13 protein-coding genes, 1 rRNA gene and 1 riboswitch are annotated in these 14,734 nt (G+C 68.9%); of the genes, 2 read left to right on the plus strand and 12 right to left on the minus strand.

Annotation, left to right across the window (positions count from 1 at the left end; all coding sequences use genetic code 11):
- The first annotated feature begins 313 nt into the window (after nt 1-313).
- Nucleotides 314-520 carry a DUF5999 family protein gene (locus tag ACFYW7_RS29825; protein WP_328556777.1) on the plus strand — a complete coding sequence of 69 codons (207 nt, stop codon included), beginning with the start codon at nt 314-316 and terminating at the stop codon, nt 518-520.
- A gap of 134 nt (nt 521-654) precedes the next feature.
- On the opposite strand, the gene gcvP is transcribed toward ACFYW7_RS29825, so the two are convergent.
- Nucleotides 655-3,540 (minus strand): aminomethyl-transferring glycine dehydrogenase, encoded by a 2,886-nt coding sequence (gene gcvP, locus ACFYW7_RS29830; RefSeq protein WP_389507941.1) that lies wholly within the window; start codon nt 3,538-3,540, stop codon nt 655-657.
- 178 nt (nt 3,541-3,718) lie between these two features.
- Nucleotides 3,719-3,814: riboswitch (glycine riboswitch) on the minus strand.
- A gap of 114 nt (nt 3,815-3,928) precedes the next feature.
- Between gcvP and ACFYW7_RS29835 the strand changes: the two genes are divergently transcribed.
- Nucleotides 3,929-4,300: a PRC-barrel domain-containing protein gene (locus ACFYW7_RS29835; protein ID WP_389507943.1), complete on the plus strand. Its 372-nt coding sequence runs from the start codon at nt 3,929-3,931 to the stop codon at nt 4,298-4,300.
- Here ACFYW7_RS29835 and ACFYW7_RS29840 read toward each other — a convergent pair.
- From ACFYW7_RS29840 to rrf, 11 genes are all read right to left on the minus strand, one after another.
- Nucleotides 4,222-5,727 (minus strand): DNA polymerase IV, encoded by a 1,506-nt coding sequence (locus tag ACFYW7_RS29840; protein ID WP_389507945.1) that lies wholly within the window; start codon nt 5,725-5,727, stop codon nt 4,222-4,224. The genes ACFYW7_RS29835 and ACFYW7_RS29840 overlap by 79 nt on opposite strands.
- Before the next feature lie 74 nt (nt 5,728-5,801).
- Nucleotides 5,802-6,476: a MerR family transcriptional regulator gene (locus ACFYW7_RS29845; protein WP_389507947.1), complete on the minus strand. Its 675-nt coding sequence runs from the start codon at nt 6,474-6,476 to the stop codon at nt 5,802-5,804.
- A 218-nt stretch (nt 6,477-6,694) separates the two neighbouring features.
- Nucleotides 6,695-7,168 (minus strand): bifunctional nuclease family protein, encoded by a 474-nt coding sequence (locus ACFYW7_RS29850; RefSeq protein ID WP_006123076.1) that lies wholly within the window; start codon nt 7,166-7,168, stop codon nt 6,695-6,697.
- 86 nt (nt 7,169-7,254) lie between these two features.
- Nucleotides 7,255-8,010, minus strand: coding sequence for a MerR family transcriptional regulator (locus ACFYW7_RS29855; protein ID WP_389507949.1), 756 nt, complete (start codon nt 8,008-8,010; stop codon nt 7,255-7,257).
- A gap of 41 nt (nt 8,011-8,051) precedes the next feature.
- The gene (locus tag ACFYW7_RS29860) at nt 8,052-9,008 is read right to left on the minus strand and encodes an FHA domain-containing protein (RefSeq protein ID WP_389507951.1); all 957 of its coding nucleotides are present in this window, start codon (nt 9,006-9,008) and stop codon (nt 8,052-8,054) included.
- A 61-nt stretch (nt 9,009-9,069) separates the two neighbouring features.
- Entirely contained in the window at nt 9,070-9,915 is an 846-nt protein-coding gene (locus tag ACFYW7_RS29865; protein WP_389507953.1) for a DUF881 domain-containing protein, read from the minus strand.
- A gap of 5 nt (nt 9,916-9,920) precedes the next feature.
- Nucleotides 9,921-10,253, minus strand: a complete 333-nt coding sequence (locus ACFYW7_RS29870) for a small basic family protein (RefSeq protein WP_006376801.1) — start codon at nt 10,251-10,253, stop codon at nt 9,921-9,923.
- Nucleotides 10,250-11,158, minus strand: a complete 909-nt coding sequence (locus ACFYW7_RS29875; protein ID WP_389507955.1) for a DUF881 domain-containing protein — start codon at nt 11,156-11,158, stop codon at nt 10,250-10,252. The genes ACFYW7_RS29870 and ACFYW7_RS29875 overlap by 4 nt, the downstream gene beginning before the upstream one ends.
- Nucleotides 11,159-11,256: 98 nt before the next feature.
- Entirely contained in the window at nt 11,257-13,752 is a 2,496-nt protein-coding gene (locus tag ACFYW7_RS29880) for a sugar phosphate nucleotidyltransferase (protein ID WP_389507957.1), read from the minus strand.
- Nucleotides 13,753-13,868: 116 nt separating this feature from the next.
- Nucleotides 13,869-14,477, minus strand: coding sequence for a CDP-alcohol phosphatidyltransferase family protein (locus ACFYW7_RS29885; RefSeq protein WP_389507959.1), 609 nt, complete (start codon nt 14,475-14,477; stop codon nt 13,869-13,871).
- A gap of 162 nt (nt 14,478-14,639) precedes the next feature.
- A 5S ribosomal RNA gene (gene rrf, locus ACFYW7_RS29890) occupies nt 14,640-14,734 on the minus strand; the annotation flags it as partial.

A 14,734-nucleotide genomic window follows, 5' to 3' on the forward strand; every position in this document is an offset into this window, starting at 1 on the left:
CGGGAACCCGCTCGCTCATCAGGGGCCGACACCGCTCGTACGAGGGGAAACCCGCCCCGGGCCCCACCGGACTAGTCCCATCCGGCCAGCTCGAACCACCCGAAAGGACACCGCAGTTGAGGTGAACCCTCCGCACGGGTGCTGCGTCATCAACCTGTGAGAAGCGGTGCCCTCAAATCCCTGCGGATTCACGCCCGTGGGGCAACACTGGGTCCAGACCACACATCAACGGGGGGCGGCCATGAGCACTTCAAGCCGCGAGACAGACACCACAGCCATCACTCACGACTCGACCCAGCGAAAGATCCCATCCATGTGCCAGCACCAGCCACCGTGTCCCTCAGCCGAATCAGCCGACCGGGAGTCCGCCCGCCTCGCGGCGCACCACCCGGAGCAGGGATGGAGCCTGCTGTGCAACGGCGTTCTGCTTTTCGAGGACACCGGTGAGCTCCTGCCCGACGGCCAGATCATCGCCCCGCACCGCCCGCTGGGCGGCGCACAGGTGATGACGGCCGCCTGAGCCGCACGACCGGGTGGCCCCGACAGGCCGCCCAGACACACGAGGGGCCGGCCCGGAGACGTACTCTCCGAACCGGCCCCGACGCATGCCCGAGGACGACTACTCAGGGTAGGCGTCCACGTTCCGAGCGCTGATCAGTCCTCGTAGGCGTCCAGCGGCGGGCAGGAGCAGACGAGGTTCCGGTCGCCGTACGCCTGGTCGATGCGGCGCACCGGCGGCCAGTACTTGTCGGCGGCCGAGACACCGGCCGGGAAGACGGCCTCCTCGCGGCTGTACGGGTGGTCCCAGTCGCCACCGAGCGCGGCGGCCGTGTGCGGCGCCCCGCGCAGCGGGTTGTCGTCCGCCGTCCACTCGCCGGAACCGACCTTCTCGATCTCGGCGCGGATCGCGATCATCGCGTCGCAGAACCGGTCGAGTTCGCCCAGGTCCTCGGACTCGGTCGGCTCGATCATCAGCGTGCCGGCCACGGGGAACGACATCGTCGGCGCGTGGAAGCCGTAGTCGACGAGGCGCTTGGCGATGTCGTCGACGCTCACGCCGGTCGCCTTGGTGAGCGGGCGCAGGTCGATGATGCACTCGTGCGCGACCAGACCGCCGGGGCCGGTGTACAGCACCGGGTAGTGCGGCTCCAGACGCTTGGCGATGTAGTTGGCGGAGAGCACGGCCACCTGTGTGGCGCGCTTGAGGCCCTCGCCGCCCATCAGCCGGACGTACGACCAGGAGATGGGCAGGATGCCCGCCGAGCCCCAGGGAGCGGCCGAGATCGGGCCGACACCGGTCTTCGGACCGGCCTCGGGCTGGAGCGGGTGGTTCGGCAGGTACGGCGCCAGGTGGGCGCGCACACCGACCGGGCCGACGCCCGGGCCGCCGCCGCCGTGCGGGATGCAGAAGGTCTTGTGCAGGTTGAGGTGCGAGACGTCGCCGCCGAAGTGGCCCGGCTTGGCGAGGCCCACCAGGGCGTTGAGGTTGGCGCCGTCGACGTAGACCTGACCGCCCGCCTCGTGCACCTGGGCGCAGATGTCGGCGACGTGCTCCTCGAACACACCGTGCGTCGAGGGGTACGTGATCATCAGCACCGAGAGCTCGTCGCGGTACTGCTCGATCTTGGCGCGCAGGTCCTGGACGTCGATCTCACCGTCGTCCGCCGTCTTCACGACGACGACCTTCATGCCGGCCATCACGGCGCTGGCGGCGTTGGTGCCGTGCGCGGAGGACGGGATGAGGCAGATCGTGCGCTGGTCGTCGCCGTTGGCGCGGTGGTAGCCGCGCACGGCCAGCAGACCGGCCAGTTCGCCCTGCGACCCGGCGTTGGGCTGGAGCGACACCTTGTCGTATCCGGTGACCTCGGCGAGCTGGTCCTCCAGCTCGTGGATCAGGGTCAGATAGCCCTGGGCCTGCTCGGCGGGCGCGAAGGGGTGCAGCTGCCCGAACTCGGGCCAGGTGACCGGTTCCATCTCGGTGGTCGCGTTGAGCTTCATGGTGCAGGAGCCCAGCGGGATCATGCCGCGGTCGAGCGCGTAGTCGCGGTCGGAGAGCCGGCGCAGGTAGCGCAGCATCGCCGTCTCGGAGCGGTACTGGTGGAAGACCGGGTGCGTCAGGTACTCGTCGGCGCGCAGCAGCGCCGACGGCAGGGTGTCCGCCGTGGTCGCGTCCAGCGCCTCGACGTCACCGTCGACACCGAAGGCGGTCCACACGGCGGCCAGCTGGTCACGGGTGGTCGTCTCGTCGCACGAGATCGACACGTGGTCGGCGTCGACGGGGTGGAGGTTGACGCCGTGCTCACGGGCGGCGGCCACGATCTCGGCGGCCCGGCCCGGGACCCGCACGGTGAGCGTGTCGAAGTACGCGCCGTGCACGACCTCGACTCCGCCCGCGGTCAGGCCGGCGGCCAGGACCGTGGCGTAGCGGTGGGTACGCCGGGCGATGGTCCGCAGGCCCTCGGGACCGTGGTAGACGGCGTACATGCCGGCCATCACGGCGAGGAGCACCTGGGCCGTGCAGATGTTGCTGGTCGCCTTCTCGCGACGGATGTGCTGCTCACGCGTCTGCAGGGCGAGTCGGTACGCCTTGTTCCCGTCGGCGTCCACGGACACACCGACCAGCCGGCCGGGGAGGCTGCGCGCGAACTTCTCGCGCACCGCCATGTAGCCGGCGTGCGGACCGCCGAAGCCCATCGGCACACCGAAGCGCTGCGTCGTGCCGACCGCGATGTCCGCTCCGAGCTCGCCGGGCGAGGTCAGCAGGGTCAGCGCGAGCAGGTCGGCGGCGACGGTGACGACCGCGCCCAGCTCGTGCGCCTGCTCGATGACCGGCTTGAGGTCACGTACGGCACCGGAGGCGCCGGGGTACTGGATCAGCACACCGTTGATCTCGCGCCCGGCGAGGTCCGCCGGGATGCCCTCGCCGAGGTCGGCGACGACGACCTCGACACCGGTCGGCTCGGCCCGGGTCTCTATGACGGCGACGGTCTGCGGCAGCGCGTCCGCGTCGACCAGGAAGAGGCCCTTCTTGTTCTTGCCCATACGGCGGGACAGCGCCATCGCCTCGGCGGCGGCGGTGCCCTCGTCGAGCAGCGAGGCACCGGAGGTCGGCAGTCCGGTCAGCTCGGCGACGACGGTCTGGAAGTTCAGCAGCGCCTCGAGACGGCCCTGCGAGATCTCCGGCTGGTACGGCGTGTACGCGGTGTACCAGGCCGGGTTCTCCATGACGTTGCGCAGGATCACCGGCGGCGTGAACGTGCCGTAGTAACCGAGGCCGATCATCGAGCCGAGCACCTGGTTGCGGTCGGCGAGGGAGCGGAGCTCGGCGAGCACCTCGGCCTCGGTGCGCGCGGCCGGCAGCTTCAGTGCCTCGGCGTTCTTGATCACGTCCGGCACCGCGGCGGCCGTCAGCTCGTCGAGCGAGCCGTATCCGACGTGCGCGAGCATCTTGGCCCGTGCTTCGGAGTCGGGCCCGATGTGGCGCTGCTCGAAGGGGATTCCCTGTTCGAGCTCGGAGAGCGGAATGCGATGGGCGGTCATTTGCGGAGGCCTCCTGGTCTGACGCGACCTTCGAGGGGCACCCCGGCACGGGTACCCCGACGGCCTCCCCCTCTGTCATCTCGACCTGAGAGCTTCACCGGACCGTCCGTGGACGACCCGGCTTTCACCGTCGGTGAGAGCGGAGGCAATCGACACCCGCTCTGCTTTCCAGAGTGACCTCGTCCGTGCGGTACGTGAGCCTGAGAGATTCTGGGGAGGATTTGCTCCTTCGGCGCCTCCGGTGAAGTCTGGAGGACTCTCCCGCACGGGATCAGCAGCCACCGCCAGCCTACCAGCGGGGACAAGACACCGGCCTTCGAGTGGCCGCCTTCCCCAATGTGCTCTTTTGTAGTGCTTACGGATGAGTTTTGCGACACGTGGAGGGCCCGTGCAGACCGACATCGATCCGCGCAACCTGATCGGCCGCAAGGCGTTCGACCGCAACGGCACCAAGATCGGCACGATCGACGAGGTCTATCTCGACGACGCGACCGGCGTACCGGAGTGGGCCGCCATACGCACCGGGCTGTTCAGCAGGGACGCCTTCGTGCCCCTGGAGCCCAGCGAGGTCGTCGAGGGGACCCTGCGGATTCCCTTCGACCGCGCCCTGATCAAGGACGCCCCCGACTTCGGCGTGGGCCGCCATCTCTCCCCCGAACAAGAGCTCCAGCTCTACCACCACTACGGTCTCGACGTGGCGTCCCCGCCCCCGCCGCCGGACCGGGACTTCGGCCGGCTCGCGGGCTCGGAGGACGCCTGAGACCCCGGATCGGGAACCCCCGTCCCGAGGTCCGGCGCCGTCGGCCCGGACCCCTCCGGCGGCCCCTGGGCCTCCTCGGGTCTCCACTCCACCAGGGGCAGCGGATCCGCCGGTACGAGTCGTGGATCGTCGGTCCGGAACGTGCGCACCCGCCCCGGTTCGGAGTACGGCGTCTCGAACCGCACCGTGACCCGCCCCAGCCCGCTCCCCTGCACCCACCCGTGCCCGTGCTCGGCGTGCCGGACGTCGTGCCCCGAGGGCCAGCGCCGCTCGGCGGGCTCCTCCTCCGCGGGAGTCCGCTCGGCCGGCTCGTCCGCGGACTGCTCGTCGGCAGGCGCCTCCCCCAGGGCGGAGGCCTGGGCCTGGGCGAACAGGTCCTCCTGCGTGTAGTCCGCGAGTCCGGAGACCCCGACCCCCAGCAGGCGGACGCCGCCGGTCGTGTCCACCCCCTCGAGCAGCCGCCCGGCGGCCTCCCGTACGACCCCGGGATCGTCCGTGGGTCCCCGCAGCGTCTCGGACCGGGTCAGCGTCGAGAAGTCGTACCTGCGCACCTTCAGCACGATGGTCCGCCCCGACAGCCCGGCCCCGCGCAACCGCCGCACACACCGGTCGGCGAGCCTCGCCACCTCCAGCTCCACCCGGACCCGGTCGTGGATGTCCACGTCGTAGGTGTCCTCGACCGACACCGACTTGGTCTCCCGCTCGGCCACCACGGGCCGGTCGTCGTGGGCCAGCGCCATCGCGAACAGCGCGTGCCCGTGAGCCTTCCCCAGCATCCGTACGAGCTCGTCCTCTCCCGCCTCGGCGAGTTCCCCGACGGTGGTGATCCCGGCCCGCCGCAGATGGTCGCCCGTGGCGGGCCCGACGCCCGGCAGCGTCCGCACCGACATCGGTGCCAGCAGCGCACGCTCGGTACCCGGTTCGATCAGCACGAGGCCGTCGGGTTTGGCCTGCTCCGAGGCGATCTTCGCCAGCATCTTGGAGGCGGCCAGCCCCACCGACCCCGTGAGCCCCGTGACCGCCCGGATGTCCGCGCGCAGTCTTGAGGCGGCCAGCCGCGCCGAGACCTCGTCCCAGGCCGTCCCGCCCGCCTCCAGGTCCACGAACGCCTCGTCCAGGCTCAGCGGCTCCACCAGCGGCGACAGGGCCCGCAGCAGGAGCATCACCTGCTCGCTGACCTCGCGGTAGAGACCGAAGCGCGGGACGAGATACGCCGCGTTCGGAGCACGCCGGCGGGCCTGGGCCATGGGCATCGCGGAATGCACCCCGAAGACACGTGCCTCGTACGAGGCCGTGGCCACCACTCCGCGGGGTCCGAGCCCGCCCACGACGACGGCCTTCCCCCGCAGGCTCGGCTTGGACGCCTGCTCCGCCGAGGCGAAGAAGGCGTCCATGTCGAGATGCAGGATCGTCGGCGCGGTTCTCACATCTCCGATGCTGCCCTACGCCACTGACAATGCCCCGGCACGCCGGGGCATCACGTCATCGAAGGTCCCCCGCGTCACACCGCGCGGTTGCGGCGCCGTGCCAGTTCGTCGGTGGGGTTGTGCCCGAGGAGGGTCTCACCGGTGTCCACCCGCTCCCCGTGCAACTGCGACAGGGCACCCTCGACGTCCCGCCACACCACACCGACGGCGATTCCGAAAACCCCTTGGCCACCCTGCAACAGCGCGTGGACCTCGTCGGGCGAGGTGCACTCGTAGACCGTCGCGCCGTCGCTCATCAGCGTCATGCGCTCCAGGTCCTGGAAGCCGCGCTCCCTCAGGTGCTGGACCGTGCTGCGGATGTTCTGCAGCGACACCCCGGTGTCGAGGAACCGCTTGACGATCTTCAGGACCACCACGTCGCGGAAGCTGTAGAGGCGCTGCGTCCCCGACCCGTAGGCGGCTCGCACACTGGGTTCGACCAGTCCGGTCCGCGCCCAGTAGTCCAACTGCCGATAGGTGATGCCCGCGGCGGCGCACGCCGTGGGTCCCCGGTAACCGACCTCCTCGGGAACAGCCTCACCCTCTCCGGGCACTGCCGTCGGCCGCCGCGGAACGTGATCGGCCGCGCCGCCATGATGGGGATGCCCCCTGCTCGTGCCGAGCCGAGAGCTTGGGGGAGGGTACGGGCCGCTCTCCCCCAGACCGTGTCCGGGGGCACCCCCAGCCGTACCGTCGCCGCTGCTTCGCACGCCGACCTCCGTCCTTGACCTGCCTTCTCGACGGTAGGCAGTCACCAGGGGCGCGTCAACGATCGCCACACTCGGCACGCCGAGTGATAATCACCCTAAGAGTGGTTTCCCGTGCCCTACCGCGGGGAAAGGCTAGCCGAATGCTCTCGGCGCGGCCTGCGGCACACCACACTGGCCGCGGGCAAATGCCACCCGGAGCGACCCTCCGTTTCCCGGCCTCACTGGCTGTTGGTGCCGAAGTCCTCGGGCGAGATCTGGTCGAGGAACTCGCGGAACTTCTCCACCTCGTCCTCCTGCTCGTCCGGGATCGCGATGCCCGCGTCGTCGAGCACGCCGTCGCTGCCGTAGATCGGCGTCCCGGTGCGCAGGGCGAGCGCTATGGCGTCGGACGGCCGGGCACTGACCTCGACCCCGCTGGCGAAGACGAGCTCGGCGTAGAAGACGCCCTCGCGCAGATCCGTGATGCGTACTTCCGTGAGCTCCTGGCCGACGGCCTCCAGCACGTCCTTGAACAGGTCGTGGGTCAGCGGTCGCGCGGGGGCCATGCCCTGCTGAGCGAAGGCGATCGCGGTCGCCTCCCCCGGTCCGATCCAGATGGGGAGGTAGCGGTCGCCTCCCACTTCACGCAGAAGCACGATCGGTTGGTTGGAGGGCATTTCCACCCGGACACCTACGACATCGAGCTCGTTCACACAGCAACCCTAGGCCGTGCCCGGGACGTTTGGGTAGTCGGGCACAGAACGGGTGGGCGATCCCCGGCCCGCACCGGTGTCCCGGATCAGCGCAGCCGTACACCCAACGCGGTCTGCACGAGTGCCGCGTGCAGCTTCACCGTGAGGCCCGCGAGCTCCTTCGTACGGGCCTCCGCGTGCGCCCGCGTCTGCGGATTGCGGTGGCGCCGCAGCGGGGCGACCACCTGGTCCACGAGCCCCGCGTCACGCTCCGCCGCCGCCTTCATCGCCCGCAGATGGCGCGGCTCGATCCCGAAGCGTCCCAGCTCGACGACGAGCGCCGCGACGGTCACCGCCTCGGCGTCGTAGACGCCGTCGGGCAAGGGCCCGATCAGCCCGTACGACTCCCACTCCTGGAGCTGCTGCTCACCGATCTCCGCGGCGGCCAGCAGTTCGGCCCGGCCCACCCGGGCCGCCGTGGGCTCCTCGGGCTCGCCGTAGAACCCGCCCAGGGGTTCTCCCTCGCCCGAGTCGCGCTGGCGTCCCACGGAGGGCAGACGCACCTGCTCACCGCGCTCCAGGGCGTCCAGGTGCTCGCGGATCACCTTCAGCGGCAGGTAGTGGTCACGCTGCATCCTCAGGACGTGGCCGAGGCGCTCGACATCGTCGGCGCTGAACTTGCGGTACCCCGAAGGGGTCCGCCGCGGCTCGACGAGCCCCTCCGACTCCAAGAACCTGATCTTGGAGATGGTGACTTCGGGGAACTCGTCGCGCAGCACGCTCAGCACCGCGCCGATGCTCATCAACTCACTGTCCGCGGCGGCGGTGCCGCTGCCGGCACCGCCGCTCGGTGTTTGAAGCATGGACATTCCCTCGGTGGCCCCCCGGACGGATTGGGGGAGGGTCAGATGCCCTGCTGGCTCGCGTAGAACACCAGCCGGTACTTACCGATCTGCACCTCGTCACCGTTGGCCAGAGGCACCTGGTCGATCCGCTCCCGGTTGACGTACGTGCCGTTCAGGCTGCCGACATCGGCGACCGTGAACGATCCGTCCGCGACGCGACGGAACTCCACATGACGGCGCGACACGGTCACGTCGTCCAGGAAGATGTCGCTCTGAGGATGACGTCCGGCCGTGGTCAGCTCGCCGTCCAGCAGGAAGCGGCTGCCCGAGTTCGGACCGCGGCGCACCACCAGCAGCGCCGAACCGACCGGCAGCGCGTCGACCGCCGCCTGGGCCTCCGGGGAGAGCATCGGCGAAGGCGTCTGACCCGTCACCTCGGCGTCGTAGGCCTCGATGCCGGAGATGGAGATCGTGGACGTCGTCTCCGACGGACGCTCCGGTACACCCCGCAGCGGCGCACCGCAGTTGGAACAGAAACGGCTGTGCTCCGCGTTGCGGTTCCCGCACCTCGTACACACCTGGGCCGACATGGACGGATCCTCCTGCCGCGGCTGCCCACCAGGGGCCTGGGACGCATACGGATCGGAGGCGAACCCTCCACCCGTGCTTGAGGCTGACGGTTCTCCGAAACCTATGCGGCCGGGCTGGGCAGGGTCAACAGACGACGCGCCCTGACCACCGGGACCACTGACCTGGTCCCGGAACAGCGGGCGGTCGCCGCCCTGGGCCTCCGCGTCTCCCTGGCGCGGTGCGCGATGACGGGCGGTCTCGTTGTCACCGCTGCCCTCTCGCGTGCTCTTGCCGAACAACTTCGCAAACAACTTCACGGGCGATTCCCCTTGACCGAAACAGACCCGCCCGTGGGGCAGGACGAACCCTGATTGAACACACCGGTCGACCCGGACATCCTCACAACGTCCGTATCCACCAGACAGTTTCCACCACGCACCACCCATTCGGTGCGCCGACCCCCCGCAACCTCCTGCCCTGGCCCGGCGACCCCCATACGACCCCCGTTCACCGGGAGGACGACCGAGCGTAGTCAGGCCGCTCCGCCGGTCGCAAGGCGTCTACGACGATCTTCGTCGAACGGTCCACCGTGACGGTGGCCTGCTCCTTCTCCAGTGTCTGCACCACGCCTCCCGGGATGTTCAGCGCCGGCTCGAGATCCTGCGGCTTGCCGATGACCTTGAAACGATAGGGCTGGGTGATCTTGTTCCCGTCGACCTTCACCCCGCCACCGGAATCGGCGAGATAGGTGTCGGCGACCACGCGTACGCCGTTGACCTGGATCGCCTCCGCGCCGGCGGCGCGCAGCTCCTGGATCGCGTCGAGCAGCATGTCCGCCTTGACCGTGCCCTTCGTGTCGTCGATCGTCAGGGTGACGCCGGGGCCCTGGGCCGCCACGGTGCCCGCCAGGATGCCGAGTTGCTTCTCCTTCTCGACCGTCTGCTTACGGGCCTCCTCGGCCTGGTCCGAGCTGTTCTCCAGCTCGGTGCGCTGATCCTCGAGTCCTTGCTTCTCGTCCTCAAGACGCTGAGTTCGGCTGTCGAGTTCATCGAGGATGCGCACGAGATCCTCTTGACGCGCGCCGCGCAGGGCGCTGTCCCCGTCACTGTTGGACGCCACCTGGACGGCCAGGCCGAAGCCGAGGCCGAACAGCAGCACCGCGACGATGAGTTGGGCGCGAGACAGGCGCGGCGGCCACAGCCCCTGGGCCAGCCTCTGGCGGCCTGACAGCGACGGTTCGGTGCTGACCTCGGAGGTCTCCGGTTCGGGCTCCTCCGCGACAGCGGGGACCTCTTCCGGCAGCTCTCTGCGCAGCGGGTTCTCGGGGACTTCGTCCTCGTTGTCCTTGGTCATCGGCCTCACGCCCGGAACACGTGCCGACGGATGGCCGCGGCATTGGAGAAGATGCGGATGCCGAGGACGACCACGACACCGGTGGAGAGCTGGGCGCCCACACCCAACTTGTCTCCCAGGAAGACGATCAGCGCGGCGACGACCACGTTCGACAGGAACGAGACCACGAAGACCTTGTCGACGAAGATGCCGTCGAGCATCGCGCGCAGACCGCCGAACACGGCGTCGAGCGCCGCCACGACGGCGATCGGAAGATAAGGCTCGACGACCGCCGGAACCTCGGGCCGGACCAACAGTCCAGCCACGACTCCCACGACGAGGCCCAGTACGGCGATCACGATGTGCCCTTCTCTGTTCTCGGCTCTGCTGTACGTACGATCACGCTCGGTGCGGCGGACAACCGGATGTCGCCCTCGGTGGAAATACCGGTCCGGATGCCGTAGTTCTCCTGCAGGGCATGCAGATACAGCCCGTCGGGGCTGTTCTGGAACCTGGTGCTGAGCCGTTGCCCGTCCCCCACCGCGAGCACCGTGTACGGCGGCACGAGCGGCTTGTTGTCGACCAGTATCGCGTCACCGGCGGCCCTGATGGCCGACAGGGCGGTCAGCCGCTGTCCGTTGATCGAGATGGCCTCGGCGCCCGATTCCCACAGCCCGTTGACCACGCGCTGCATGTCACGGTCCCGGACCCGTCCGGTGTCGGAGAAACCGGACGTCTCGCGCGGATTGCTGCTGTCACCGCCCGAGCTGGCTTCCTTGGCGTCGTCCACGACGAGCTTCACGCCCGGTCCGTGGACATCGGTGGCACCCGACAGGATGCTCACCAGGTCGGCCTGCTCACCGCCGCCGTCCGTCTTCAGCGCCTCTCGCTGGCGGGCCGACACGTCGGCCCGCAGGGTGTCGACGCTCTCCTCCAGCTTGTCCGCGGCCGCCGTCTCGTCCTCGACCCGGTCGATGAGCTCCTGGCGCTCCTTGGCGACGACGGGTGCCGCTATCCGCGCGTTCGCCGCGCCCAGGGTGACCACGAGTGCCGCGAGCACCAGACCAGCGGCGAGCCCCAGCTTGGCCCGGAGCGTCTTCGGCATGCCGACGGCGCCCTCGGCCTCCCTGCGGGCGGCCGCCTCGGCGTACCCGTCGTCGAGACTGTGGTCCATGACGTTGGTGAGCAGCGACATGGAGGCGTCCGGGCGCGAGGGGCGCGGAGCGCTGCTCCGAACGGGGGGCTGCTGCGGCATGCCGCACATCGTCGCACGTCGCGGGTGCTACCTCCGAATGGCCCCACCAGCGTGCCGGACAGGCCCCCTTGGAGGCACTTGTCCGACACGCACGAGTGAAGATCGTTTCAGCGGCCGGCGCTGTCCACGACAGCCGACCATTCGTCGAGCAGAGCCTCCGCGGAGGCGTCGTCCGGACCTTCCGCCCACAGGTGGGTGACGGCCTCGGCCGGATCGGGCAGCACCATCACCCAGCGTCCGTCCGTCTCCACGACCCGTACGCCGTCCGTCGTGTCCACGAAGCGGTCTCCCGCCTCCTCCACGACCCGGCGCATCACCAGTCCCTTCACGGCCCACGGAGTCGCGAGGTCCCGCTTGAGGACGTGTGCCCTCGGGATCCGTGCGTCGATCTGGCTGAGCGTGAGCTGCGTCCGCGCCACCAGGCCGATGAGCCGTACGAAAGCCGCCGCCCCGTCGAAGACACTGCTGAACTCGGGAATGATGAAGCCACCGCGCGCGTCGCCGCCGAAGATCGTCGACTCCTCGCGGCCGACCCTCGTCAGGTCGTCGGGCGACGTCGTCGTCCACTCCACCTGCGTGCCGTGGTAGGCCGCCACCTGCTCGGCGATACGCGTGGTCGTGACCGGCAGCGCCACCCGCCCGCTGCGCCGCTCCGCGGCCACCAGGTCGAGCATCACGAGCAGGGCCCGGTCGTCCTCGATGATCCGCCCCTTCTCGTCGACGAGCGAGAGCCGCTCGCCCACCGGGTCGAAGCGCACTCCGAACGCGGCCCGCGCCGAAGCGACGATCTCGCCCAGCCGCACCATGCCGGCCCGCCGCGTCTCCGCCGTCTCGGTCGGCCTGGACTCGTCGAGACCGGGATTGATGGTCAGGGAATCGACCCCGAGCTTGCCCAGCAGACTGGGCAGCACCAGTCCGGCGCTGCCGTTGGAGGCGTCGACGACCACCTTCAGCCCGGAGTCCGCGATACCGGTGGTGTCGACGTTCCGCAGCAGCGATCCGGTGTACGAGTCGAAGACACTGGCCGGGAAGTGCAGATCCCCGATCTCACCGGGGAAGGCACGCCGGTACTCCTGCCGCGCGAACACCCGGTCCAGCTTCCGCTGCCCGCCCTGCGACAGGTCGGCACCCTGCCCGTCGAAGAACATGATGTCGACGGAGTCGGGCACTCCGGGCGTCGTACGGATCATGATTCCGCCCGCACTGCCCCGGGCCGTCTGCTGCCGGGCCACCGGCAGCGGCACGTTCTCCAGGTCGCGTACGTCCATGGCACTGGCCTGCAACGCCGAGATCACGGCCCGCTTCAGAGCGCGAGCACCCCGGGAGTGGTCACGGGCCGTGGTGACGGTCGAACCCTTCTTGAGGGTCGTCGCGTAGGCCCCGGCGAGGCGCACGGCCAGCTCCGGGGTGATCTCGACGTTCAGGATCCCGGAGACACCACGGGCACCGAAGAGATGGGCCTGGCCTCGCGACTCCCAGATCACCGACGTGTTGACGAAGGCGCCGGCCTCGATGGTCTTGAAGGGATAGACGCGGACGTTTCCCTGAATGATCGATTCTTCACCGACGAGGCACTCGTCGCCGATCACGGCGCCGTCCTCGATGCGGGCGGCGCGCATGATGTCGGTGTTCTTCCCGACCACGCAGCCGCGCAGATTACTGTGCTGGCCGATGTACACGTTGTCGTGCACGACGGCCCGGTGCAGGAACGCGCCGCTTTTGACGACGACGTTGGAGCCGACGACGGTGTGTTCGCGGATCTCGGCGTTCGCCTCGACCTTGGCGTAGTCACCGATGTAGAGCGGCCCGCGCAGCACGGCGTCGGGATGGACCTCCGCGCCCTCCGCCACCCACACGCCCGGAGAGATCTCGAACCCGTCGAGTTCGACATCGACCTTGCGTTCGAGAACATCGGCCTGGGCCTTCACGTAACTCTCGTGGGTGCCCACGTCTTCCCAGTAGCCCTCGGCGATGTAGCCGTAGACCGGCTTGCCTTCCTTCATCAGCTGAGGAAAGACGTCACCGGACCAGTCGACGGAGACATCGGCCTCGACGTAGTCGAAGACTTCGGGCTCCATGACATAGATGCCCGTGTTCACCGTGTCCGAGAAGACCTGGCCCCAGGTCGGCTTCTCGAGGAAGCGCTCGACCTTGCCTTCCTCGTCCACGATGGTGATACCGAATTCCAGCGGATTCGGGACGCGCGTCAGGCAGACGGTGACGAGCGCGCCCTTCTCCTTGTGGAAATTGATGAGTTCGGTGAGATCGAAGTCGGTGAGAGCGTCCCCGGAGATGACCAGGAAGGCATCGTCCTTCAGCGCCTCCTCAGCGTTCTTGACGCTCCCGGCAGTACCGAGTGGCTTCTCCTCATTGGCATAGGTCAGCTCCATGCCGAGCTCTTCACCGTCACCGAAGTAGTTCTTGACCAGGGAGGCCAGGAACTGGACGGTGACGACGGTCTCGTTGAGCCCATGCCTTTTGAGCAGCCTGAGCACGTGCTCCATGATCGGGCGGTTCGCCACGGGCAGGAGCGGCTTGGGCATGCTCGAGGTCATAGGGCGAAGGCGCGTGCCTTCGCCTCCGGCCATCACGACGGCCTTCATGTCGGAAGCGTCCTCCTTGAAGAGACGACGGTACAGCCGACTTCACCCGTCCCGATTGTCCCGCAGTTCTGGAGCGCGGGCCATCGGAGCACTCCAGCCGCGCAATCGGGCCGAGCTCAATCGGCCATGGTGTCCGCCCGGATCAACCGGCGGACCTGCACCACGTAGAGGACTCCTGCCCACCAGTAGAGGGTTGTACCCCATCCGGCGAACGCCCATCCGAAAATAGCGCCGAGTGACGCGATCCAACCGCTCGCGTCACTGAGCAGCAGCAACGGGAAGGCATACATCAGGTTGAAGGTGGCGGCCTTACCGAGGAAGTTCACCTGCGGGGGCGGATAGCCATGACGCCGGAGAATCCCCACCATCACCAGCAGAACCAGTTCGCGTGCCAGCAGAGCGGCTGTCAGCCACAGCGGAAGGATCTCGCGCCAGGTGAGACCGACGAGAGTCGACAGAATGTAGAGCCGGTCGGCCGCGGGGTCGAGCAGCCGGCCGAGGCTGCTGACCTGGTTCCAGCGCCGGGCGAGCTTGCCGTCGAGATAGTCGCTGATACCGCTCAGCATGAGGACGAGCAGCGCCCATCCGTCGCTCTTCGGGCCGCCGAACTCCGGCCAGAGGATCAACCACAGGAAGATGGGTACGCCGGCGAGGCGCGCCATGCTGAGGATGTTCGGGATGGTGAGGACCCGGTCCGTCTGAACACGGGTCTCCTGGACCTCCACCCGGGGGCCTCCTGTGGGAAACGAGCCAATGATGCCCTTGACCTTACCCGTAGCCACGAGGCCGCAGCGCAGAGGGGGGAGGCTTCGCCGGAAAACTCTTCCGAAAAACAAAAAAGCTCCGGCTCTCGGGAAGAATTCCCGAGAGCCGGAGCTCTAATTTTAGTTCGGCGGCGTCCTACTCTCCCACAGGGTCCCCCCTGCAGTACCATCGGCGCTGTGAGGCTTAGCTTCCGGGTTCGGAATGTAACCGGGCGTTT

Source organism: Streptomyces sp. NPDC002580 (assembly GCF_042889485.1).
In the GTDB taxonomy this organism is placed as follows: domain Bacteria; phylum Actinomycetota; class Actinomycetes; order Streptomycetales; family Streptomycetaceae; genus Streptomyces.

Bases quoted from the DNA above. Each gene is read 5' to 3' on its own strand.
- ACFYW7_RS29825 (WP_328556777.1), top strand. From the start codon at position 314: ATGTGCCAGCACCAGCCACCGTGTCCCTCAGCCGAATCAGCCGACCGG.
- gcvP (WP_389507941.1), bottom strand. From the start codon at position 3,540: ATGACCGCCCATCGCATTCCGCTCTCCGAGCTCGAACAGGGAATCCCC.
- ACFYW7_RS29855 (WP_389507949.1), bottom strand. From the start codon at position 8,010: ATGCTTCAAACACCGAGCGGCGGTGCCGGCAGCGGCACCGCCGCCGCG.
- ACFYW7_RS29860 (WP_389507951.1), bottom strand. From the start codon at position 9,008: ATGGGTGGTGCGTGGTGGAAACTGTCTGGTGGATACGGACGTTGTGAG.
- ACFYW7_RS29865 (WP_389507953.1), bottom strand. From the start codon at position 9,915: ATGACCAAGGACAACGAGGACGAAGTCCCCGAGAACCCGCTGCGCAGA.
- ACFYW7_RS29875 (WP_389507955.1), bottom strand. From the start codon at position 11,158: ATGTGCGGCATGCCGCAGCAGCCCCCCGTTCGGAGCAGCGCTCCGCGC.
- ACFYW7_RS29880 (WP_389507957.1), bottom strand. From the start codon at position 13,752: ATGAAGGCCGTCGTGATGGCCGGAGGCGAAGGCACGCGCCTTCGCCCT.